Annotated in this window: 18 protein-coding genes and 5 tRNA genes; 12 read left to right on the forward strand and 11 right to left on the reverse strand. The window is 70.4% G+C overall.

Translation table 11 applies throughout. The features are described from left to right. Positions 1 to 251: 251 nt before the first annotated feature. The 10 genes from IE311_RS07990 to IE311_RS08035 all read right to left on the reverse strand — a co-directional run bounded on the left by IE311_RS07990 (position 252) and on the right by IE311_RS08035 (position 12,682). A complete protein-coding gene (locus IE311_RS07990) occupies positions 252 to 809 on the reverse strand; it encodes a YbjN domain-containing protein (protein ID WP_229901784.1) in 558 nt (185 codons plus the stop codon). Further along, positions 799 to 1,818 carry a serine/threonine-protein kinase gene (locus tag IE311_RS07995; protein ID WP_189830881.1) on the reverse strand — a complete coding sequence of 340 codons (1,020 nt, stop codon included), beginning with the start codon at positions 1,816 to 1,818 and terminating at the stop codon, positions 799 to 801. Before IE311_RS07995 ends, IE311_RS07990 begins: the two co-directional genes overlap by 11 nt. A 194-nt stretch (positions 1,819 to 2,012) precedes the next feature. After that, positions 2,013 to 2,594, reverse strand: coding sequence for a GTP-binding protein (locus tag IE311_RS08000; RefSeq protein WP_187623077.1), 582 nt, complete (start codon positions 2,592 to 2,594; stop codon positions 2,013 to 2,015). Beyond that, positions 2,575 to 3,126 (reverse strand): DUF742 domain-containing protein, encoded by a 552-nt coding sequence (locus IE311_RS08005; RefSeq protein WP_189830882.1) that lies wholly within the window; start codon positions 3,124 to 3,126, stop codon positions 2,575 to 2,577. Before IE311_RS08005 ends, IE311_RS08000 begins: the two co-directional genes overlap by 20 nt. Positions 3,127 to 3,218: 92 nt before the next feature. Then, on the reverse strand, positions 3,219 to 3,632 hold the full coding sequence (locus IE311_RS08010) for a roadblock/LC7 domain-containing protein (protein WP_056644956.1): 414 nt from the start codon (positions 3,630 to 3,632) through the stop codon (positions 3,219 to 3,221). A 7-nt stretch (positions 3,633 to 3,639) separates the two neighbouring features. Then, the gene (locus IE311_RS08015; protein WP_373313783.1) at positions 3,640 to 6,852 is read right to left on the reverse strand and encodes a sensor histidine kinase; all 3,213 of its coding nucleotides are present in this window, start codon (positions 6,850 to 6,852) and stop codon (positions 3,640 to 3,642) included. Positions 6,853 to 7,293: 441 nt separating this feature from the next. After that, positions 7,294 to 7,875 (reverse strand): GTP-binding protein, encoded by a 582-nt coding sequence (locus IE311_RS08020; RefSeq protein ID WP_189830884.1) that lies wholly within the window; start codon positions 7,873 to 7,875, stop codon positions 7,294 to 7,296. Further along, positions 7,856 to 8,260 (reverse strand): DUF742 domain-containing protein, encoded by a 405-nt coding sequence (locus IE311_RS08025; protein ID WP_030206207.1) that lies wholly within the window; start codon positions 8,258 to 8,260, stop codon positions 7,856 to 7,858. Before IE311_RS08025 ends, IE311_RS08020 begins: the two co-directional genes overlap by 20 nt. 156 nt (positions 8,261 to 8,416) lie before the next feature. Then, positions 8,417 to 8,830, reverse strand: coding sequence for a roadblock/LC7 domain-containing protein (locus IE311_RS08030; RefSeq protein ID WP_015036421.1), 414 nt, complete (start codon positions 8,828 to 8,830; stop codon positions 8,417 to 8,419). Positions 8,831 to 8,839: 9 nt separating this feature from the next. After that, positions 8,840 to 12,682: a sensor histidine kinase gene (locus IE311_RS08035; RefSeq protein ID WP_189830885.1), complete on the reverse strand. Its 3,843-nt coding sequence runs from the start codon at positions 12,680 to 12,682 to the stop codon at positions 8,840 to 8,842. A gap of 571 nt (positions 12,683 to 13,253) precedes the next feature. Between IE311_RS08035 and IE311_RS08040 the strand changes: the two genes are divergently transcribed. From IE311_RS08040 to IE311_RS08080, 9 genes are all read left to right on the forward strand, one after another. Further along, positions 13,254 to 13,457: a hypothetical protein gene (locus IE311_RS08040; RefSeq protein ID WP_189830886.1), complete on the forward strand. Its 204-nt coding sequence runs from the start codon at positions 13,254 to 13,256 to the stop codon at positions 13,455 to 13,457. Positions 13,458 to 13,586: 129 nt separating this feature from the next. Further along, complete coding sequence (locus IE311_RS08045; RefSeq protein WP_189830887.1) at positions 13,587 to 14,381, forward strand: fumarylacetoacetate hydrolase family protein; 795 nt, start codon at positions 13,587 to 13,589, stop codon at positions 14,379 to 14,381. After that, positions 14,374 to 15,888 (forward strand): glutamate--tRNA ligase, encoded by a 1,515-nt coding sequence (gltX, locus tag IE311_RS08050; RefSeq protein WP_189830888.1) that lies wholly within the window; start codon positions 14,374 to 14,376, stop codon positions 15,886 to 15,888. The genes IE311_RS08045 and gltX overlap by 8 nt, the downstream gene beginning before the upstream one ends. 26 nt (positions 15,889 to 15,914) lie before the next feature. Beyond that, positions 15,915 to 16,637: an HAD family hydrolase gene (locus IE311_RS08055; RefSeq protein ID WP_189830889.1), complete on the forward strand. Its 723-nt coding sequence runs from the start codon at positions 15,915 to 15,917 to the stop codon at positions 16,635 to 16,637. 93 nt (positions 16,638 to 16,730) lie between these two features. Beyond that, positions 16,731 to 16,802: transfer RNA gene (locus IE311_RS08060), tRNA-Gln, on the forward strand. A gap of 41 nt (positions 16,803 to 16,843) precedes the next feature. Further along, positions 16,844 to 16,916 (forward strand) — tRNA-Glu (locus IE311_RS08065). 84 nt (positions 16,917 to 17,000) lie between these two features. Then, positions 17,001 to 17,073, forward strand: a tRNA-Glu gene (locus IE311_RS08070). A 14-nt stretch (positions 17,074 to 17,087) separates the two neighbouring features. Beyond that, a tRNA-Gln gene (locus IE311_RS08075) sits at positions 17,088 to 17,159 on the forward strand. Between the two features lie 40 nt (positions 17,160 to 17,199). Continuing rightward, positions 17,200 to 17,272, forward strand: a tRNA-Glu gene (locus IE311_RS08080). A gap of 125 nt (positions 17,273 to 17,397) precedes the next feature. Here IE311_RS08080 and ndgR read toward each other — a convergent pair. Beyond that, positions 17,398 to 18,114: an IclR family transcriptional regulator NdgR gene (gene ndgR / locus IE311_RS08085; protein ID WP_015036427.1), complete on the reverse strand. Its 717-nt coding sequence runs from the start codon at positions 18,112 to 18,114 to the stop codon at positions 17,398 to 17,400. Positions 18,115 to 18,254: 140 nt separating this feature from the next. Here ndgR and leuC point away from each other — a divergent pair, with 140 nt between their 5' ends. The 3 genes from leuC (at position 18,255) to IE311_RS08100 (ending at position 20,611) form a co-directional block, all read left to right on the forward strand. Next, positions 18,255 to 19,679 carry a 3-isopropylmalate dehydratase large subunit gene (gene leuC / locus IE311_RS08090; RefSeq protein WP_189830890.1) on the forward strand — a complete coding sequence of 475 codons (1,425 nt, stop codon included), beginning with the start codon at positions 18,255 to 18,257 and terminating at the stop codon, positions 19,677 to 19,679. A 6-nt stretch (positions 19,680 to 19,685) separates the two neighbouring features. Further along, on the forward strand, positions 19,686 to 20,279 hold the full coding sequence (gene leuD, locus IE311_RS08095) for a 3-isopropylmalate dehydratase small subunit (RefSeq protein WP_030206236.1): 594 nt from the start codon (positions 19,686 to 19,688) through the stop codon (positions 20,277 to 20,279). A 104-nt stretch (positions 20,280 to 20,383) separates the two neighbouring features. Then, positions 20,384 to 20,611: an SCO5555 family protein gene (locus IE311_RS08100; protein WP_030325570.1), complete on the forward strand. Its 228-nt coding sequence runs from the start codon at positions 20,384 to 20,386 to the stop codon at positions 20,609 to 20,611. The last annotated feature ends 114 nt before the right edge of the window (positions 20,612 to 20,725 follow it).

Raw genomic sequence — 20,725 nt, forward strand, 5'->3', positions numbered from 1 at the left:
GGCCGCGTCCCTGGCCGGACCCGCGACCCCGGTCGGCCCCACGGCCCCGGTCGGAGTCCCGGTCGGTTCCACGGCCCGGCTCCGGTGCGCTTGGCCCTTCGGGCTTGCGTTCCGACTCACGTGCCCGCTCAGGATCGGGCCCGCGGCCCCCGCCGGGCCGCCAGGACCCCGTACTGCCCCACATGATGGCGAGTGCCGCCGCCATGGGTATCACCGTGACCGTCAGCAGGACGGCGGCCCATTCCATCCGGTCACTCCCGCGTCGTGAGGTCATCGGTGCTCCGCAGGACGAATCCGAGATCGTGGCACTCGCGCAGCAGCCGCAGCGCCGCGTCGAGCAGTGTGTCCAGGGTCGCGGCGAAGCCGTCGGCCGACAGATGGGCGGCCAGCGGCAGGGCGAGGACGGCCGACAACAGCGGCGTCTCGCTGCGCTCGTCCCCGAGGATCGCGGTGGGCGTCACCTCGCGGGAGTTCCAGGCGGTCGCGGCCGCCGCGGTCGGCGCGAGCCGGTCCGGGGAGACCAGGGTCCCGTCGGTGACGGCCACCACGAGCGAACCGGCCGCGCGGCTGACGTCCACGGTGAGCCGGGGGCCGGTGGGGCCGCCCACCGTGGTCTCCAGGTACAGGGCGCCGTCCTCGCGGGCGACGGGTTCGCCGCGCCGCCGCGCCCAGTCCCGTACCAGCGACTCCCAGCCGTTCCGCAGTTCGACGACACGCTCGGCGTGCTCGATCCGCTGGGCCGACTGGGCCGACTGGGCGGACGGGATGTGTGCGGTGGGCGCGAGGGGCTCAGTGGGCTCAGTGGGCATCGTGCAGAACCGCCTTCCGGACCAGGGAACGAGTCAGCCCCGCATCGAGGAGCCGGGCGGCGAACGGGCGTAACGCACACGGGTCACCGGCTCCCGACGCCGCCGGCACATGGCAGCGGTGCGGGGGAGCGGCGACCGGCACCGTGGGCTGGCGGGGCCGGCGGGGCCGGCGGGGCTGCTCGGCGGCGGAGGCACCGGACGCGGACGCGCTCCCGAGCCGGGCGCCGAGCGCCGCCAGGAGCTGGGAGGGCAGGGGCCGGTCGGTGGGAGCGGTGGCCAGACACGCGGTGATCAGTTCGGCGAGCGGCGCCGGTACACCGCCGAGCCGGGGCGACCTGCCCCGGAGGATGCGTACGCTCGCGGGCTGCCCGGTGCCGAACGGCGGCCGGCCGGTCGCCGCGTAGGCGAGGACGGCGCCGAGCGCGAAGATGTCGACGGCGGGGGACGGTTCGCGCCCCAGGAGCTGTTCGGGCGCCATGTAGCCGTGGGTACCGAGCGCGGTGCCGGGGAGGGTGAGCCCCTTCGTCCCCGCGGCCGTGCGGGCGATCCCGAAGTCGATGAGACGGGGCTCGCCGCCCTCCAGGATGATGTTGCTCGGCTTGACGTCACGGTGGATCACCCCGCGCGCGTGCACCTCGGCGAGCGCCTCCGCGAGCATGGCGCCGAGCTCCGCCACCTGTCGCCCGGGCAGGGGGCCCGACGTGACCACCCGGACGTCCAGGGTGGGTCCCGCGAGGTAGCGGGTGGCGAGCCAGAGGGGCGGGGTCAGCGTCTCCGCGGAGTAGACCGGGACGGTGTAGGGGCTGTGGACGTCGCGCAGGGCGTTCACCTCGCGGGCGAACCGCTCCCTGATCTCGTGGATTCCGGCGAGCTCCCCGCGGATCACCTTGACCGCGACCTGCTGCCCGGCGCGTGTCCGGCAGAGGTAGACCTTGCCCATCCCGCCGTTGCCGAGGACACGCACCACGTCGAAGGGACCGATCCGGTCCACACCGTCGTACGAGTTCATGCTTCCCTCCCCCGAGGTCCCCCCGACAACGTAGTGGACGCACGCGGTCCCGGTGGCGGTTTCGTCGCGAAGAGTGTTCGTCCGGGTACGCCGGGGGCCGCGACGTCCGTACGCGGAGCGCCGCGTCCGCCGTACGCCGAAGGCCGCGTTCCCGGGGAGGGAACGCGGCCTTCGGTACGCAACGCCGGGGACAGCTACCGCAGTCGGGCCATGAGGGCGTGCTCGACGAGCGTGATGAGGGCGCTCTTGGCGTCGGCGCGGTGGCGGGCGTCGGTGGTGATGATGGGGGTGTCGGGGCCGATCTGCAGGGCCTCGCGTACTTCTTCGGGCTGGTACGGCTGGCTTCCGTCGAAGCCGTTGAGGGCGATGACGAAGGGGAGGCCGCTGTTCTCGAAGTAGTCGACGGCGGGGAAGCAGTCGGCGAGACGGCGGGTGTCGACGAGGACCACGGCGCCGATGGCGCCGCGGACGAGGTCGTCCCACATGAACCAGAAGCGGTCCTGGCCCGGCGTACCGAACAGGTACAGGATCAGGTCCTGGTCCAGGGTGATGCGGCCGAAGTCCATGGCGACGGTCGTCGTCGTCTTGTCGCCGGTGTGCGTGAGGTCGTCGATGCCCGCGGAGGCGGAGGTCATGACGGCTTCGGTACGCAGCGGGTTGATCTCAGAGACGGCGCCGACGAACGTGGTCTTGCCCACGCCGAAGCCACCCGCCACCACGATCTTCGCGCTGGTGGTTGAACGGGCCGCGCCGCCGCTAGAGCTTGCGAAGTCCACTGAGCACCCTTTCGAGCAGTGTCACGTCTGGCTGACCGCCGGCGGCTTCGTCGCCGCCCGGCTGGTGGATGGCGACAAGTCCGGCCTCGGCCAGGTCGGCGACGAGGATTCGGGCGACGCCGAGGGGAATGGAGAGAAGGGCCGAGATCTCCGCGACCGACTTGATCTCGAAGCACAGCCGGCAGATCCGCTGGTGCTCGGGCAACTGACCCTGCAGTCGCGCGGGGTCGGCCGTAGTGCTGACCAGTGCCTCGATGGCGAGCTGGTAGCGCGGCCGGGTCCGGCCGCCGGTCATGGCGTACGGACGCACCAGCGGATTGTGCCCGCCGGAGCTGCTGGAGCCGGCGGCGGACTGGGCGCGCGAGGTGCCGTGCCCGCCCGCGGACGGGGCCTGAGGCTGCCGATACGGCTGCGAAGCACCGTGTCTGCTCGGGGTGGAGGGAAAGTTGTACCGGTTCTGCGCGGGGTCGCCCAGCGGCGCCTGGTGCGCGTCATAACCGTGATAAGGGCTTGCGCCCGGTGGTGTACCCACGTCTCCTCCTCCGACTGCCTCGCGGTCCATGTCCCTTGGAACCGCGCCACCGCACCTTACGGGGCGGTGGCGCGAAACGCACTGTCTGTCTGTTAGTTGAGAAGACTTCCCTGAAGCTCCGCCCGGAGGTCAGGAGTCAGTACGGTGCCCGCGCGGTCCACGAGAAGTGCCATCTCGTAGCCCACGAGACCGATGTCGGCCTCGGGGTGCGCGAGCACGGCCAGCGAGGAGCCGTCGGAGACCGACATGATGAAGAGGAAGCCGCGCTCCATCTCCACCACGGTCTGATTGACCGCACCACCCTCGAAGATCCGGGACGCGCCCGCGGTCAGCGAGGTCAGTCCGGAGGCGACGGCCGCCAGCTGGTCGGCGCGGTCGCGAGGGAATCCCTCGGACATCGCCAGCAGGAGTCCGTCGGCGGAGACCACCACCGTGTGCGACACCCCAGGGGTGTTGTCCACGAAGTTGGTGATCAACCAGTTCAGATTCTGCGCCGCCTGGCTCATGCTCACACTAACGCTCCTGGTTGTAGGTACTGCCCGGGCCGAGGCCCGATCCGTTCGTGTCCGTTCCCGCGCTGCGCCCCTGCTGGACGCCCCGGCGCAGGTTGCTCAACCTGCCCCGTACGTCCTCGGGTGCGCGGGAGACCTGGGGGCCGCCCTGCGGGGTCTGCTCAGCCGTGCCCTCGACCAGGTTGGCCTTCGGGACCCGGCGGGGGAGACCGGACGAGGTGACTCCGCCCGCCTTCGGGTCCTTGAGCTTGCCGGCCCGCTGCCAGCGCTCGTCGTTGGTCGAGCGCCATTCGTCGGGACCGTCGGCTTCGTTCTGCTGCTGCTCCTGCGCCGGCTGCGCGGGCTTCGCCTGCTGCGGTGCCTGCTGCTGCGGCGCCTGCTGGTTCGGCGGGGCGACGCTGCCGCGGCGCGGCAGACCGGCGTCGGTCAGCGCGTGACCGGCGTCCGGGGCGGCACTCGGGGTCGGACCCGGACGGTCGAAGCCTACGCGGTCGGCGGCCTGTTCGGGAGCGCCCGGAGCAGATTCCGATTCAGCTCCGTACTGCTGCTGGTAGCCGCCCTGGTACGCGCTCTGATCCTGCCACTCGCCCTGGTGGGACTGGGGATCGAACGTGTTGCCGTACTGCTGGTGTTCGACTTCCGGGGTCTCGTACGAAGCTTCCGCATAGCCCTGCTGGGGGTACGCCTCGTAGCCCTGCTGCGGGTACGCGTAACCGTCCTGCTGCTGCGGGTAGCCGGCCCCGTACTCCTGGCCGTATCCCTGCGCCTGCTGGGGCTGCTGGGGCTGCTGCTGTCCGTACTCCTGAGCCGGTGCGTACTGCTCCGCCGGGTACTCCTGGGCCTGCTGCTGCCCGTACTCCTGAGCCGGGGCGTACTCCTGGCCCTGGCCCTGCGGGTCGTACTCCTGGCCCTGCCCGTACTCCTCCGACTGCTCCGCCTCGTCGCGGAAGAGCGGCCGGTCGCCGGTCGTCTGGGCCTCCAGGGCGGCACGCCGCCCGTCGCGCTTCAGCGAGCGGTCGACCGGGTCGAGCGGACGCTCCTCCTCGGCCGGCTGCTCGTAGCGCGAGTCGTCGAAGCCGAGGTCGGCGGCGGTCAGCATGGGCTGCTGCTGCGGCGGTGCGCTCTCGAAGGCGCTCTGCTGTTGCTGCTGCTGCGGAATGATCTGGGAGACCGTGAAGTCGTCCTGGAGCGGCTGCTCGCCGCCACCACCGTGCGTGATCGCGTCCGGCAGCATGACCAGGGAGGTCGTGCCGGCCTGCTCGCCCGAGGGGCGCAGCTGGACCCGGATGCCGTGGCGGTCGGCGAGCCGGCCGACCACGAACAGGCCCATGCGCTGCGAGACGGCGGCGTCCACGGTCGGCGGGTTCGCCAGCTTGTGGTTGATGTCCGCGAAGTCCTCGGCGGTGAGGCCGATGCCCTTGTCGTGGATCTCGACCATCACGCGGCCGTCGGGGAGACGGGTCGCGGTGACACGGACCTTGGTCTGCGGGGAGGAGAACGTGGTGGCGTTCTCCAGGAGCTCGGCGAGCAGGTGTACGAGGTCGGTCACGGCCTGGCCGTGGATCTCGGCCTCCGGGACGCCAGCGAGCTCGATGCGCTCGTACTGCTCCACCTCGGAGGAGGCGGCGCGCATGACGTCGACCAGCGGGACCGGCTGGTCCCAGCGGCGGCCGGGCTCCTCGCCGGCGAGGACCAGGAGGTTCTCGCCGTTGCGGCGCATACGGGTCGCCAGGTGGTCCAGACGGAAGAGGTTCTCCAGCTGGTCCGGGTCGGCCTCGTTGTTCTCCAGGTCGGTGATGAGGGTCAGCTGGCCCTCGATCAGCGACTGGTTGCGGCGCGAGAGGTTGGTGAAGATCGCGTTGACGTTGCCCCGGAGCATGGCCTGCTCGGCGGCGAGCCGGACGGCCTCGCGGTGGACCTGGTCGAAGGCGCGGGCGACCTCGCCGATCTCGTCCTGCGTGTCGATCGGGATCGGCTGGACGCGGGTGTCGACACGGCCCGGCTCGGTACGGGACAGCTGGTCGACCAGCATGGGCAGGCGCTGCTCGGCGATGCCGAAGGCGGCGGTGCGCAGCTGCTGCATCGAGCGGCTCATCTGGCGGGCCATCACCCCGGCGAGGATGAAGGCGGCGAGCAGGGCGATGACGACGATGCCGCCGATGACCCAGGCGTCCGTCTTGGCCTCGTCCGAGATCTTCGCGGCCTCGGCCACGGCCTTGTCGACGAGCGCCTTCTCGACCTGGGAGTAGCCGTCGAACTTGGCGGTGGCCACGGCCATCCAGGTCTCGGCGGTGACGCCCTTGGACTTGAGCGCCGCGAGCGCCTCGGGGTTCTTGGCGGTGCCGATCGCGGAGGCGGAGCCGGAGTAGACGGAGCCGTCCTTGCCCTTGGGCAGCTCGACGCCGGCGGCCTGCATCTGCTTGGCGCCCTCGGTGGCCTTGCCGGCCATGACCTTCTTCAGCAGTTCGACGTCCTCTGGCATACCACCGGAGGCGAACTCGCCGAGGGCGATCTGCTCCAGGTAGTTGTACGAGTTGAACGCCACGGACTGCTGGGCGAAGACGGCCTCGGTGCGGCTGGGCCGGACGAGGAGCTGGGTGCCGATGGAGCGCTGGAGGGACTCGGCGCCCTTGGCCAGCTGGACGGCGTAGACGCTACGGCCGTAGGCGGTGACGTTGCCGGTGCCGAGGCCGAGCTCGTTGGAGAACTCGGTGAGGTAGTGCTGGACGCCGGTGTACCCGAGCTGGGTGTTCACCGGGTCGAGGGAGCGCGTGTACGCGGCCTTGCGGAGCGCGTCGAGCTTCGGCTCCTCGTCCCGGAAGAGACGGAGACGACGCTCGAGACCCTGGCCCGAGGGCAGGTTCTTGGCGGCCTCGTCGAACTTGATCCGGGCGGCGTCGGTCGCGGCGTACGCCCGCGTGACCTCGTCGCTCTTGCGGTCCTCGGCGGTCTTGGCCGCGAGCAGGGGGCCCGCGGTGAGGTCGCGCTCGTTGAGGAGGGCGGTGCTGTACTCCGAGGCGGCGCGCACGATGAGCGCCGTCTTCTCGGCGTCCTGCGCCTCCTGCCAGGTGTCGATCGCGCCCTTCACCTGGAAGCCGCCCATGACGAGGCCGACCAGCACGGGTATGAGGAGGATCGCGTTCAGACGGGTGGGCACCCGCCAGTTGCGGGGCGACAGCTTGCTGGAGCTTCCCTTGCTCGCCGCCGGCGCCACGGGCGGCGTGACGGGCACGTCCGCGGGTGACACGACTGTGCGCGACGGCGGCGTGAAGTTGCCCCGCGTCTCCTGCTCCGCGGAGCGTTCCTTGCTTCGCACTCGACCAACAACCTCTCGGCGTCGGCACCTACGTTGTGCCGGTGTTTCGTTCAGGGCCGTACTACTCGGGAGTTCATGAATTGCAGCACGTGAAGGGTGTCCCTTCCAAACAGTGGGACACGACCTCTTTCAGTGGTCCAGGCCTCGCATAAAACGGGCATAAAGAGCGAGCCCCGCCAAATGGCGGGGCTCATGTGAGCGCAGTGACACCGATCGGATGCATCGGGTGTCCGAGGCGCCCCAATTCTCTGTCGAAACGTTATGAACGCACGGGCGGCCGTGTCGAACGACACAGACCGCCCCTGGCAACGGCATATGACAAGCGCCCTGGCGTTCCGGCTACTTCAGCCGGGCCATCAGCGCGTGCTCGACGAGCGTGATGAGGGCGCTCTTGGCGTCGGCGCGGTGGCGGGCGTCGGTGGTGATGATGGGGGTGTCGGGGCCGATCTGCAGGGCCTCCCGCACTTCCTCCGGCTGGTACGGCTGGCTTCCGTCGAAGCCGTTGAGGGCGATGACGAAGGGGAGGCCGCTGTTCTCGAAATAGTCGACGGCGGGGAAACAGTCGGCGAGACGGCGGGTGTCGACCAGCACGACGGCACCGATGGCGCCGCGGACGAGGTCGTCCCACATGAACCAGAAGCGGTCCTGGCCCGGCGTACCGAACAGGTACAGGATCAGGTCCTGGTCCAGCGTGATGCGGCCGAAGTCCATGGCCACGGTCGTCGTCGTCTTGCCACCGGTGTGCGTGAGGTCGTCGATCCCCGCCGAGGCGGAGGTCATCACGGCCTCTGTGCGCAGCGGGTTGATCTCGGAGACGGCGCCGACGAACGTGGTCTTGCCCACGCCGAAGCCACCCGCCACCACGATCTTCGCGCTGGTGGTCGAACGAGCCGCACCACCGTCAGAGCTTGCGAAGTCCACTGAGCACCCTTTCGAGCAGAGTCACGTCCGGCGTGCCGCCGGTCTCTCCATTGCCCGGCTGGTGGATCGCCACCATGCCGGCCTCCGCCAGGTCGGCGACGAGGATCCGGGCGACACCGAGCGGCATCGACAGCAGCGCCGACACCTCGGCAACCGACTTGACCTCGCGGCACAGGTGGCAGATCCGCTGGTGCTCCGGGAGGAGCGTGGCGAGGTGCGCCGGGTCGGCCGTGGTGCTGACCAGCGCCTCGATGGCGAGCTGGTAGCGCGGCCGGGTCCGGCCGCCGGTCATCGCGTACGGACGCACCAGCGGCTGGTCGCCCTCGTGTCCGTACTCGTCGACTGAATTGCCGTACGGATCGTGAGAGGCGGGGGGCGGGGTCATGAATCCTCCGGGCGTGACGGCAAACCTTCTGCCGTCTGATGGGGCCGGTGGGGGGCCGGGTGGGGCGGCCGGACGGATAACAGTGCCAGGGCGGTACGGAGGGGCGTACCGCCCTGTCGATCGGTCGTACGTGGGGTTGTCCGGAAGGTGATCCGGCTAGTGCAGCAGGCTGCCCTGGAGCTCCGCGCGGAGATCCGGGGTGAGGACGCTGCCGGCCCGGTCGACCAGCAGCGCCATCTCGTAGCCCACGAGGCCGATGTCGCACTCGGGGTGGGCGAGCACGGCCAGCGAGGAGCCGTCGGAGACCTGCATGAGGAAGAGGAAGCCGCGCTCCATCTCCACCACGGTCTGCGCGACGGGGCCCCCCTCGAAGATCCGGGACGCACCCGCGGTCAGCGAGGTCAGTCCGGACGCGACCGCCGCCAGCTGGTCGGCACGGTCGCGGGGGAATCCTTCGGACATGGCCAGCAGGAGTCCGTCGGCGGAGACCACCACCGTGTGCGACACCCCAGGGGTGTTGTCCACGAAGTTGGTGATCAACCAGTTCAGATTCTGCGCCGCCTGGCTCATCGCGTTCAACTAACGCTCCTGCTGATGGTTCGGACCGAGGTGGATGCTACCCGTGGTCGAGTTGCCCGCCTGTCGGCCCTGCTGGATGCCGCGGCGCAGATTGGTCAGCCGGCCGCGGACGTCGTCGGGTGCACGCGAGACCTGGGGGCCGGCCGTGTGGGCCTGCTCCTGTGCGGTCCCGGGTACGAGGTTGGCCTTCGGCACACGCCGGGGGAGGCCTGAGGTGGTGACACCGCCGGCCGCGGGCTTGCGCACCCGCTCGGCCTGGCGCACCAGCTCGTCGTTGGGCGAGGTCCGCCAGGCGGCCCCGCCGTTCTGGCGGCCGTCGGCCGGGTCGGCGGCCGGACGGGGCGCCGGAGCGGACGGCTGCGCGGCCGGAGCCTGCTGCTGCGCCTGCTGCTGCGCCTGCTCCTGGTGGAACCAGTTGGTCTCCAGGTTGTCGTACAGCGGGGTACGACCGTCACCCGTACCGGCCGGCGGCAGAGCCTCCGGACGGCGGGGCTGCTGAAGCTGCGGCTGCTGCCGGCCCGGCTCGCCGCCCGGACGCTGGGCGCCGAAGTCGCCGCCGGTGCGCTGACGCGGGGCCTGCTGCTGCGGAGCCTGCGCCTGCTGCTGGGCCTGCGGCACGAAGGGCTGCTGGCCGTACTGCTGCTGGCCGCCCTGGTACCCCTGCGGGGCGGGAGCCTGCGGCTGCGGGGCGTGCTGCGGGGCACGGCCCTGCGGCTGCTGCGGGGCACCGAAGTCGGGACGCGGGAACTGGCCGGTGGAGCCGGGACCCTGCGGGGCACCGAGGTCCGGCCGCGGGAACTGGCCCGTGGAACCGGGACCCTGGGGGGCACCGAAGTCCGGGCGCGGGAACTGCGCCGTGGACGCCGGGTCCTGCGATCCGCCCTGGTACACCTGCGGCTGCTGCGGCTGCTGCGGGGCACCGAAGTCGGGACGCGGGAACTGGCCCGTGGAACCGGGGCCCTGCGGGGCCGCCTGAGCCGGGAACCGGCCCGTCGACTCCGAGTCCTCGTGCCCGCGCGGAGCGTCCAGCGGGGACATCTCCTGCTGCGGACGCCGGACCGGCTGCTGCGCCTGGTCGTTGCCCCAGCTCGCGGCCTGCGGGCGCTGCGCCTGGGGGTTGCCCCCCGGCAGCTCGTACCCGCCGGTCTGGCCGGCCGCCGGGGCCTGGCCCTGCCGGCCCTGCTGCGGCGTGCCGGATCCGGTCTGCTGGGCGCCCTGGCTGCCCCACACGTCCGTACGGGACGGGATGGCGCTCGCGGCGCCGCCGATGAGGCCGCCACCCGGGCGCAGCGGGTCGTTGCTCTGCGGGGCCTGCGGGGCCTGCGGGGCCTGCGGGGCCTGCGGGTTCTGGGGGACCTGCGGCAGCTGACCGGTCCGGTCGAGCTGCGCGTTCTGCGGCTGCGGGGTGCGGGACTGCGGGGCGCCCTGCGGGCCGCCGTCGCGGGCGGGCAGCGCGGCCCGGGGACCACTCGTTCCGACCTGGCCGCGCGGAGCACCGCCGCCGAGCAGGCCGCCCGAGGGCGCACCGCCCTGGCCCGGACGTCCACCGGGGCCACCGGCCGCACCGGGACCGCCGGGGAGCCGGCCGCCGGGGGCGGAGGCACCCTGCGGCATCGCGCCCTGGCCACCGGCACCCGGCTTGGGCATCGGAGGCTTCTTGCCGCCCTGGGCGACGTCGACCGGGAGCATGACGAGCGCGGTGGTGCCGCCCGAGTCGGAGGGACGCAGCTGGATGCGGATGCCGTGTCGCAGGGACAGGCGGCCGACCACGAACAGACCCATGCGGCGGGAGACGGAGACGTCCACGGTGGGCGGCGAGGCGAGCCGCTCGTTGATCGCGGCGAGGTCCTCGGGGGAGAGGCCGATGCCGGTGTCGTGGATCTCGACGAGGACGCGGCCGTCGGGCAGCGCGTGACCGGTCACCCGGACCTTGGTCTGCGGCGAGGAGAACGAGGTGGCGTTCTCCAGCAGCTCGGCGAGGAGGTGCACGAGGTCGTTGACGACCCGGCCGGCGACCTCGGTCGCCGGGACCGCGGCCAGTTCGATGCGCTCGTACTGCTCCACCTCGGAGGCGGCGGCACGGAGCACGTCGACCAGCGGGACCGGGCGGGTCCAGCGGCGGCCGGGCTCCTCACCCGCGAGGACGAGGAGGTTCTCACCGTTACGGCGCATACGCGTCGCGAGGTGGTCGAGCTTGAAGAGCGAGGACAGCTGGTCCGGGTCGGCCTCGCGCGACTCCAGCTCGGAGATGAGCGAGAGCTGACGCTGGATGAGGCCCTGGGAACGGCGCGAGAGGTTGGTGAACATCGCGTTGACGTTGCCCCGGAGGAGGGCCTGCTCGGCGGCGAGACGGACGGCCTCGCGGTGCACGTCGTCGAAGGCCGCGGCCACCTGGCCGATCTCGTCCCGGGAGTGCACACCGACGGACTCGACGGAGGTGTCGACGTCCTGCGGGTCGGACTCGGAGAGCTGCTTGACGAGCTCGGGCAGACGTTCCTGGGCGACCTTGGTCGCGGTGTCCTGGAGCCGGCGCAGCGAGCGGATCATGGACCGGGCCACGACGAAGGCGCCGATGAGCGAGACGCCGAGGACGAGGAGGATCAGCGCACCGTTGATGATGGCCTCGCGCTGCGACTCCTGCCGCAGCTCACGGGCCATCGTCTCCATGTCGCCGAGCAGACCGCGCTCGATGCGGTTCATGGCGGCGATCTTGGTGCCGTACTCGTCGGTGAAGTTCAGGTGGCCGCGCTTGGGGCCGCTCTGCATGGCGTCGTCCGAGTTGAGGACGCGCTCGGCGTACTTCTCGGCGGCGGTGATCGACGGGTTGCCGTTGTTGAGCGAGGCGGTGCGGTCGGTGGCGTCACCACCGGTCGACTCGTAGATCGCCTGGAAGGACTTGAGCTCGACGCCCTCGGAGTTGAGCGCGGCCTCGCCGTAGAGGCGGTCACCCTGCTGGACCTTGCCCGAGGTCTTGTCGCTCGCGGGCAGCGCCGCCGCGATGATCGCCTGCTGGATGGAGGCGTACTCCTTGGCGGACGAGAAGGCGGCGAGCGCCCGGGTCCGCTTGATCATCTCGGGGTTGCTGGTCGCCTGGGCCATGTCCTGGGACAGGCTGAGCAGCGAGCGGATGAGGCGGCTGTACGCCTCGACCGTCACCGAGTTGGAGACGCCCTTCTCGTAGGCGTTGCCGCGGATCGTGTTGAGCTGGATGACCTGCGAGGCGATCTGGCTGACGTTCTGCCGGATGCTGCGCAGCGCCTCGTCGCCCTCGGTGGCCGGGATGGCCTCCGTCGCCTCGAGGAAGGCCTTGTACTCGCGGTCCGTCTTACGGCGCGGGTTGGCGACCTGGTAGTCGCTGACCGGGCGGCCGTTGGCGAGCGGACCCGCGGACAGGTCGCGCTCGGACTGGAGGGCCTGCGCGAGGTCGGTCGCCTCTCGCGTCAGCTTGGTGAGCAGCTGCATGTGGTCGAGCTGCTCCATGTCCTGGAGCGACTCGCTGATGCGGATGCCGCCCAGGGTGGTCGCGGCCACCACGGGGAGGGTGAGCAGCGCGACCAGGCGCGTGGAGATGCGCCAGTTGCGCAGGGCTATTCGCGGCCCGACCTCGTTCTCGGCCCGGGCCTTGGGGGGTGCGTCGGACGGCTCGGCGGTCGCGGCCGAGGCGCTGGTGCGCCTGCTGCCGTCACCGCCGTCGCCGGACGGACCCTGACCCTGGTTCGGGGTGTGCGAGGCCGAGGGACCGCGGTCGGTCCCGGCGCGCGGTTCCTGCTCCGCCGGAGCATCCGCGCGGCCCTGGCGGGGCTGGGGAGACCCCGAGCCATCCCTCTTGAAACGTCCCTGCACTAGCGTCGCAACCTCTGGACCAGGCGTCCTTCCGGATGAACGGAGAGGACGGTGTCGGTGTCAATCGGAGTGCGTGGAGAGCACTCCAGGTGGTCGTCGGTGACCGGCGCAGTTCCCCCTTCCCCGCCACTAGGCCGGCGCTGCGTTGCGCCCCCTGCGCGCCGGCTTGAAACCCGCGGCGGTGCGTGGAATTCCAGCACAGTGCCGGACCTCCAACAAGGGCCTCGTGTCGCACCGCGAGGGTCATGACAACCCGTGCGCAGAGCGTCACCGCATGTAGAAGATGATCAGGGAGGATTCGGGCGTTTCTCCTCCAATGGCCCCGCGTACCCGTGTGTCCCAGTCGCGATGATCAGGAGCGGAATAGAGCATTCAGTGGCGGAATGTCCCTTTCCGTGACCACGGATGGCAGTCCGTAATGCCTGAAATGCGGCGCCAGTGGTGAGCAAACTCACACGGCGATTGATGTCTTAGCCATGCATTCGAAGGGAATCGCATGTTTAGCCTGACGCTTTACACCCCCTCGCGCCCGAACGCGGCGCCCGTTCCGGAACAAGGTCAGATCACCGCGATGAAGACGACGACGCCCGGCACCACGGCCAACCCCCGCCGTTCCACCCTCGTCCACCTCACGGACGCCGCAGACCTCGGCCGGCCCGCGCTGCCCGAGTACGCGCTCGAGCTGCCCGCGAAGACGGCCAACCCGCGCCGCACCGTCCTCATGCAGCCGCCGGCCCCGTACCAGCCCGAGCCGTACGCCTCCGCGACCCGCTGACCCACCGCCGACCCCACCCGCGTGATCCGTGTCGCCGGACGCGGTGACATCGCCGGTCGGCCGCCCCCGCGCCGCGTTAGCCTGGAGCGTCAGACTCCAGCCAGCACCAAGTGAGGGGCGACAGCACTCGTGCGCATCGCCAGATTCTCCATCGACGGCAATGTGGCCTTCGGCGCCGTCGAGGGCGAGGGAACCGTCGAGTCCGGCGGCCTCGTCCTCGACATCATCAAGGGCATCCCGTACACCGACTTCGAGCTCAGCGGCACCAAGGTCCCGCTGAGCAAGGTACGGCTCCTGCCGCCCGTGCTCCCCAACAAGGTCGTGGCCATCGGCCGCAACTACGCGGAGCACGCCGCCGAACTCGGCAACGAGGTCCCCGACGTCCCCGTCGCCTTCTTCAAGCCCACCACCTCGGTGATCGGCTCCGGCGACGCCATCGAGTACCCCTCCTTCTCCAACGAACTGCACCACGAGGCCGAACTGGCCGTGGTCATCGGCCGGATGTGCCGAGAGGTGCCCCGCGAGCGCGTCAAGGACGTCGTCTTCGGCTACACCTGCGCCAATGACGTCACCGCCCGCGACGCCCAGCAGCGCGAGAAGCAGTGGGCCCGCGCCAAGGGCTTCGACACCTCCTGCCCCCTGGGGCCCTGGGTGGAGACGGGCATGAGCATCGCTGCCGCGAGCGACCTGACCATCCAGGCCACGGTCAACGGCGAACAGCGCCAGCTGGGTCGGACGAGCGACATGATCCGCTCCATCGAGGACCTGGTCGTCCACATCACCGAGGCCATGACGCTGCTCCCCGGCGACGTCATCCTCACCGGCACACCCGCCGGGGTCGGCCCCCTCAACGTCGGCGACGAGGTCGCCGTCACCATCGAAGGCATCGGCACTCTCACCAATAAGGTGATCAAGCGTGGCTAACGCGAACTCCCCCAAGCTCTCGACTTCGCTCGAGCAGGGGGCACCCCCCCGCGTCCGTTTCTGTCCCTCGCCGACCGGCAACCCCCACGTGGGTCTGGTCCGCACCGCTCTCTTCAACTGGGCCTTCGCCCGGCACAACGAGGGCACCATGGTCTTCCGCATCGAGGACACCGACGCTGCGCGCGACTCCGAGGAGTCGTACGACCAGCTGCTCGACTCCCTGAAGTGGCTCGGCCTCGACTGGGACGAGGGCCCGGAGGTGGGCGGCCCGCACGCGCCCTACCGCCAGTCGCAGCGGATGGACATCTACAAGGACGTCGCCGACAAGCTGCTCGCGGGCGGATACGCGTACCCCTGCTACTGCACCACCGAGGAGCTCGACGAGCGCCGCGCCGCCGCCCGCGCCGCCGGCCGCCCCTCCGGCTACGACGGCCACTGCCGCGACCTGACCGCCGAGCAGAAGGCGGCGTACGAGGCCGAGGGCCGCGCGTCGATCGTCCGCTTCCGGATGCCCGACGAGCCGATCACCTTCACCGACCTGGTCCGCGGCGAGCTCACCTTCACCCCGGAGAACGTGCCGGACTACGGCATCCTCCGGGCCAACGGCGCCCCGCTGTACACCCTGGTCAACCCGGTCGACGACGCCCTGATGGAGATCACCCACGTCCTGCGCGGCGAGGACCTGCTCTCCTCCACCCCCCGCCAGGTCGCGCTCTACAAGGCACTGATCGAGCTGGGCGTCGCCAAGGAGATCCCGTCCTTCGGCCACCTGCCGTACGTCATGGGCGAGGGCAACAAGAAGCTCTCCAAGCGTGACCCCGAGGCCTCCCTCAACCTCTACAGGGAGCGCGGCTTCCTCCCCGAGGGCCTGCTGAACTACCTCTCGCTCCTCGGCTGGTCCTTCTCGGCCGACCAGGACATCTTCACCATCCCCGAGATGGTGGCGAAGTTCGACATCGCCGAGGTCAACGCCAACCCGGCGCGCTTCGACCTCAAGAAGGCCGAGTCGATCAACGCCGACCACATCCGGATGCTGGACGTGAAGGCCTTCGCCGCGGCCTGCGAGCCCTGGCTGCGGGCCCCGTTCGCCAACTGGGCGCCCGAGGACTTCGACCGCGCCGCCTGGGAGGCCATCGCGCCGCACGCCCAGACCCGGGTGACCGTCCTCTCGGACATCACGGCCAACGTGGACTTCCTCTTCCTGTCCGAGCCGGTCTTCGACCAGCCCTCGTGGGACAAGGCGATGAAGGGCGAGCCCGCGGCCCTCCTCACCACCGCCCGCGAGAAGCTCGAGGCCGCCGACTGGAGCGACCCCGAGTCCCTCAAGAACGCGGTGCTGGCCGCCGGCGAGGCCCACGGCCTCAAGCTCGGCAAGGCCCAGGCCCCGGTCCGTGTCGCCGTCACCGGCCGCACGGTCGGCCTGCCCCTCTTCGAGTCCCTGGAGATCCTGGGCAAGGAGAAGACCCTGAGCCGCGTCGACGCGGCTCTGGCGAAGCTCACCTCCTGACCCCTCCCGCGCGGTACGGTCGAGCCATGACCATCCGCGCGGTGCTGTGGGACGTCGACGACACGATCTTCGACTACGCCCGCGCCGACCACGTCGGCATGAGCGCGCACCTGACGGCCGAGGGCCTGGTGGACGGATTCGACTCCGTCGACCAGGCCCTTCGTCGTTGGCGGGAGCTCACGGCGATCCACTGGCGCATCTTCGAGGCCGGCGGGGTCGACTTCCAGGAGCAGCGCCGGGAGCGCGTCCGGGACTTCCTGGCGCGGCCGGGCCTCACCGCCGCCGAGGCCGACGACTGGTTCGAGCGGTACGTCTCCCACTACGAGGCGGCCTGGGAGCTCTTCCCCGACACCGTCCCCGTCCTGGACCTGCTGGCCGACGACTACCGCCACGGGATCCTGTCGAACTCCAGCCTCCACAACCAGGAGCGCAAGCTCCGGGTCCTCGGCGTACGCGACCGCTTCGAGGCCGTTCTCTGCGCCGCGGAGCTCGGGGTGGCCAAACCGGCCCCCGAGGCCTTCCACGCGGCCTGTACCGCCCTTGACCTGCGTCCGGGCGAGGTGGCCTACGTGGGGGACCAGCCCGACATCGACGCCAGGGGCGCGGTGGAGGCCGGGCTGCGGGGCATCTGGCTGGACCGCGCGGACACCGGCGGCAGGCCCGAACTGCACCGCATCACGGACCTCCGCCAGCTCCCGGCCCTGCTCGGCGGGCATACCCGTTTTGGAGCACCGTCCACCTTCGGGTAATGTTCTTCCTGCGCCGAGGGGAACAAGCCGAAAGGCAAGAACCCGGAAAGCGCAAGCCGAGCAAGATCCTCCCTGGTGGGGACATTGCCCCGGTGGCCTATGGTGTAATTGGCAGCACGACGGTTTCTGGTTCCGTTAGTCTTGGTTCGAGTCCAGGTAGGCCAGCTCGCAGAGCTTTATCTGCAAATCGTGGATGGCATCCACAAGCCCCCGTTGTGTAGCGGCCTAGCACGCCGCCCTCTCAAGGCGGTAGCGCCGGTTCGAATCCGGTCGGGGGTACTGATCCATCCTGTAGGTCACTTGGGTAGCTCCCAGTGGATCTACGGTGACATCACCCGGTTTCGACCGGGTGGGATCGCTAGGGCCCCCGTTGTGTAGCGGCCTAGCACGCCGCCCTCTCAAGGCGGTAGCGCCGGTTCGAATCCGGTCGGGGGTACGGTGTAACCACCATGGCCTATGGTGTAATTGGCAACACTACGGTTTCTGGTACCGTCATTCTTGGTTCGAGTCCAGGTAGGCCAGCTCGCAGAGCTTTATCTGCACCGCGGATCTGATCCGCAAGGCCCCCGTTGTGTAGCGGCCTAGCACGCCGCCCTCTCAAGGCGGTAGCGCCGGTTCGAATCCGGTCGGGGGTACAAGACGAAGAAGCCCTTCCCTTCGGGGGAGGGCTTCTTCGCTGTTCCGTGCCGGGGGCACAAGTCCGGCCCACCGCTGCGGCGTTGAAGCGGTGGGCCGGGACGAACAGAAGACAGGGAGAGCGTCAGCCGGTGCGGCGGAGCGCCTCGGAGAGACGGGCGGCGGCGTCGATGACCGCCTGGGCGTGCATACGGCCCGGGTGGCGCGTCAGACGCTCGATCGGCCCGGAGACCGAGACGGCGGCCACCACGCGGTTCGACGGGCCGCGTACGGGCGCGGAGACGGACGCGACGCCCGGCTCCCGCTCACCGATCGACTGGGCCCAGCCGCGGCGCCGTACGCCCGACAGGGCCGTCGCCGTGAAACGGGCGCCCTGGAGGCCGCGGTGGAGCCGCTCGGGCTCCTCCCAGGCCATCAGGATCTGCGCCGACGAGCCGGCCTTCATCGTCAGCGTCGAGCCGACCGGGACGGTGTCCCGGAGGCCCGAGAGACGCTCGGCCGCCGCCACGCAGATGCGCATGTCGCCCTGGCGCCGGTAGAGCTGGGCGCTCTCGCCGGTGACGTCGCGCAGATGCGTGAGCACCGGGCCGGCGGTCGCGAGCAGACGGTCCTCGCCGGCCGCGGCGGCGAGCTCCGCGAGGCGCGGTCCGAGGATGAACCGGCCCTGCATGTCACGCGCCACCATCCGGTGGTGTTCCAGTGCCACGGCCAGTCGGTGTGCCGTGGGTCGTGCGAGTCCCGTCGCCGCGACCAGTCCTGCGAGGGTGGCCGGACCGGACTCCAGGGCGCTCAGGACAAGGGCTGCCTTGTCGAGAACGCCTACGCCGCTAGAGTTGTCCATGCAACGATATTCGCGTCTCACTCTGTGAAACGCAAGTTCAATTTCCTGCGGAACTTGTCACTCTGGTGAGGCGGCCGCACAACGGCCCGCGAAACGGGTCTCTAGTTGTGCCGGCGTAGACGTCGGCCGGAGGGAAAGCGATGGGTAGGACACTCGCGGAGAAGGTCTGGGACGACCATGTCGTCCGGCGCGCCGAGGGCGAGCCCGACCTCCTCTTCATCGATCTGCACCTGCTGCACGAGGTGACCAGCCCCCAGGCCTTCGACGGCCTGCGCCAGAACGGCCGGCAGGTGCGGCGCCTCGACCTCACCATCGCCACCGAGGACCACAACACCCCGACCCTCGACATCGACAAGCCGATCGCCGACCCGGTCTCCCGCGCACAGCTGGAGACCCTCCGGAAGAACTGTGCCGAGTTCGGCGTCCGGCTGCACCCGCTGGGCGACGTCGAGCAGGGCGTCGTCCACGTCGTGGGACCGCAGCTGGGCCTGACCCAGCCCGGCACCACCGTCGTCTGCGGCGACTCGCACACCTCCACGCACGGCGCCTTCGGCGCGCTGGCGTTCGGCATCGGCACCAGCCAGGTCGAGCACGTGCTCGCCACCCAGACGCTGCCGCTGGCCCGCCCCAGGACCATGGCCATCACGATCGACGGCGAGCTGCCCGAGGACGTCACCGCCAAGGACCTGATCCTGGCGATCATCACCAAGATCGGCACCGGCGGCGGCCAGGGCTACATCCTGGAATACCGCGGCTCCGCCATCGAGAAGCTCTCGATGGAGTCCCGGATGACCATCTGCAACATGTCGATCGAGGCCGGCGCCCGCGCGGGCATGATCGCCCCCGACGAGACCACCTTCGCCTATCTGAAGGGTCGTGCCCACGCCCCCGAGGGCGAGGACTGGGACGCGGCCGTCGCGTACTGGAAGACCCTCAAGTCCGACGAGGACGCGGTCTTCGACGCCGAGGTCGTCATCGACGCCGCCTCGCTCGCGCCGTTCGTCACCTGGGGCACCAACCCCGGCCAGGGCGCGCCGCTTTCGGCGAACGTCCCCGACCCGGCTTCGTACGAAGACGCTTCGGAGCGCCTGGCCGCCGAAAAGGCCCTGGAGTACATGGGGTTGACCGCCGGGCAGCCGCTGCGCGACATCAAGGTCGACACCGTCTTCGTAGGCTCCTGCACCAACGGCCGCATCGAGGACCTGCGCAACGCCGCCGCCCTGCTGGAGGGCCGCAAGGTCGCCGACGGCGTCCGCATGCTGGTCGTCCCCGGCTCGGTGCGCGTCGCCCTGCAGGCCGTCGAGGAGGGTCTGGACAAGGTCTTCAAGGAGTCCGGCGCCGAATGGCGGCACGCGGGCTGCTCGATGTGCCTGGGCATGAACCCCGACCAACTGGCTCCCGGTGAGCGCTCCGCGTCCACCTCCAACCGCAACTTCGAGGGCCGGCAGGGCAAGGGCGGCCGGACCCACCTGGTCTCCCCCCAGGTCGCCGCCGCCACCGCCGTTCTGGGCCATCTGGCCTCCCCGGCCGATCTGTCCGACGTCGCCACCACCGCGGGGGTCTGAGGAACCATGGAAGCTTTCACCACGCACACCGGCCGGGCCGTCCCGCTGCGCCGCAGCAACGTCGACACCGACCAGATCATCCCCGCGCACTGGCTGAAGAAGGTCACCCGCGACGGCTTCGAGGACGGCCTCTTCGAGGCCTGGCGCAAGGACTCCGAGTTCATCCTCAACCGCCCCGAGCGGCAGGGCGCCTCGGTCCTGGTGGCCGGCCCCGACTTCGGCACCGGCTCCTCCCGTGAGCACGCCGTCTGGGCGCTCCAGAACTACGGCTTCCAGACCGTGATCTCCGCCCGCTTCGCCGACATCTTCCGCGGCAACTCGCTGAAGAACGGCCTGCTCACCGTGGTCCTGCCGCAGGAGACGGTCGACGCGCTCTGGGAGCTGACCGAGGCCGACCCGACCGCCGAGATCACCGTCGACCTGGAGCAGCGGAAGGTCCTGGCCGCCGGGATCGACGCCGACTTCGAGCTCGACGAGAACGCCCGCTGGCGTCTCCTGAACGGACTCGACGACATCAGCCTCACCCTTCAGAACGAAGCCGACATCGCGGCCTACGAGGCGGCACGACCGGCCCACAAGCCCCGTACAATTACGGTCTGAGCAGCGCTTTTCCCAGACTGCGCCCCCCACCGCCCGGTGGGGGGCGCAGTCGCTTGTTGAGACCCTGTCGGGCGACAACTCGCCCTAGATGGCACAATCGGTGCATGGAACGCGACAGCCAACTCGAGCTCTACGAGTCAGTCGCCGCCCGATTGAAGGAAGCGCACACAAGAGTGCGCTCACTGCAAGTCCCGGAGGGCGTAAGGATGGCGCTGTCCCGGAAGCTGCTGGTCGTGACGGCCGCGGCGAAGCACGATCTCAAGGACGCGGCAACGCGTCTGGACCGGTTGATGAAGGACCTCGACGAGGGCCGATTCCCAGAGGACGACTGACACCAAGAACTCCGCATCGGATCTTCCGCGTTGCGGCACTAGGGTGATTAGCCCGTTTCGTGTTTGATTTGCGGTATATACATGCCTAACGTGCGAAAAAGCTTGAACACTTTC

This window comes from Streptomyces zaomyceticus (assembly GCF_014656215.1).
Classification (GTDB): Bacteria; Actinomycetota; Actinomycetes; order Streptomycetales; family Streptomycetaceae; genus Streptomyces; species Streptomyces zaomyceticus.

Excerpts from the sequence above, each read along its gene's own strand:
- IE311_RS07990 (WP_229901784.1), bottom strand. The coding sequence starts at position 809 with ATGCCCACTGAGCCCACTGAGCCCCTCGCGCCCACCGCACACATCCCG.
- IE311_RS07995 (WP_189830881.1), bottom strand. The coding sequence starts at position 1,818 with ATGAACTCGTACGACGGTGTGGACCGGATCGGTCCCTTCGACGTGGTG.
- IE311_RS08010 (WP_056644956.1), bottom strand. The coding sequence starts at position 3,632 with ATGAGCCAGGCGGCGCAGAATCTGAACTGGTTGATCACCAACTTCGTG.
- IE311_RS08025 (WP_030206207.1), bottom strand. The coding sequence starts at position 8,260 with ATGACCCCGCCCCCCGCCTCTCACGATCCGTACGGCAATTCAGTCGAC.
- IE311_RS08030 (WP_015036421.1), bottom strand. The coding sequence starts at position 8,830 with ATGAGCCAGGCGGCGCAGAATCTGAACTGGTTGATCACCAACTTCGTG.
- IE311_RS08040 (WP_189830886.1), top strand. The coding sequence starts at position 13,254 with ATGAAGACGACGACGCCCGGCACCACGGCCAACCCCCGCCGTTCCACC.
- IE311_RS08055 (WP_189830889.1), top strand. The coding sequence starts at position 15,915 with ATGACCATCCGCGCGGTGCTGTGGGACGTCGACGACACGATCTTCGAC.
- ndgR (WP_015036427.1), bottom strand. The coding sequence starts at position 18,114 with ATGGACAACTCTAGCGGCGTAGGCGTTCTCGACAAGGCAGCCCTTGTC.
- leuC (WP_189830890.1), top strand. The coding sequence starts at position 18,255 with ATGGGTAGGACACTCGCGGAGAAGGTCTGGGACGACCATGTCGTCCGG.
- leuD (WP_030206236.1), top strand. The coding sequence starts at position 19,686 with ATGGAAGCTTTCACCACGCACACCGGCCGGGCCGTCCCGCTGCGCCGC.
- IE311_RS08100 (WP_030325570.1), top strand. The coding sequence starts at position 20,384 with ATGGAACGCGACAGCCAACTCGAGCTCTACGAGTCAGTCGCCGCCCGA.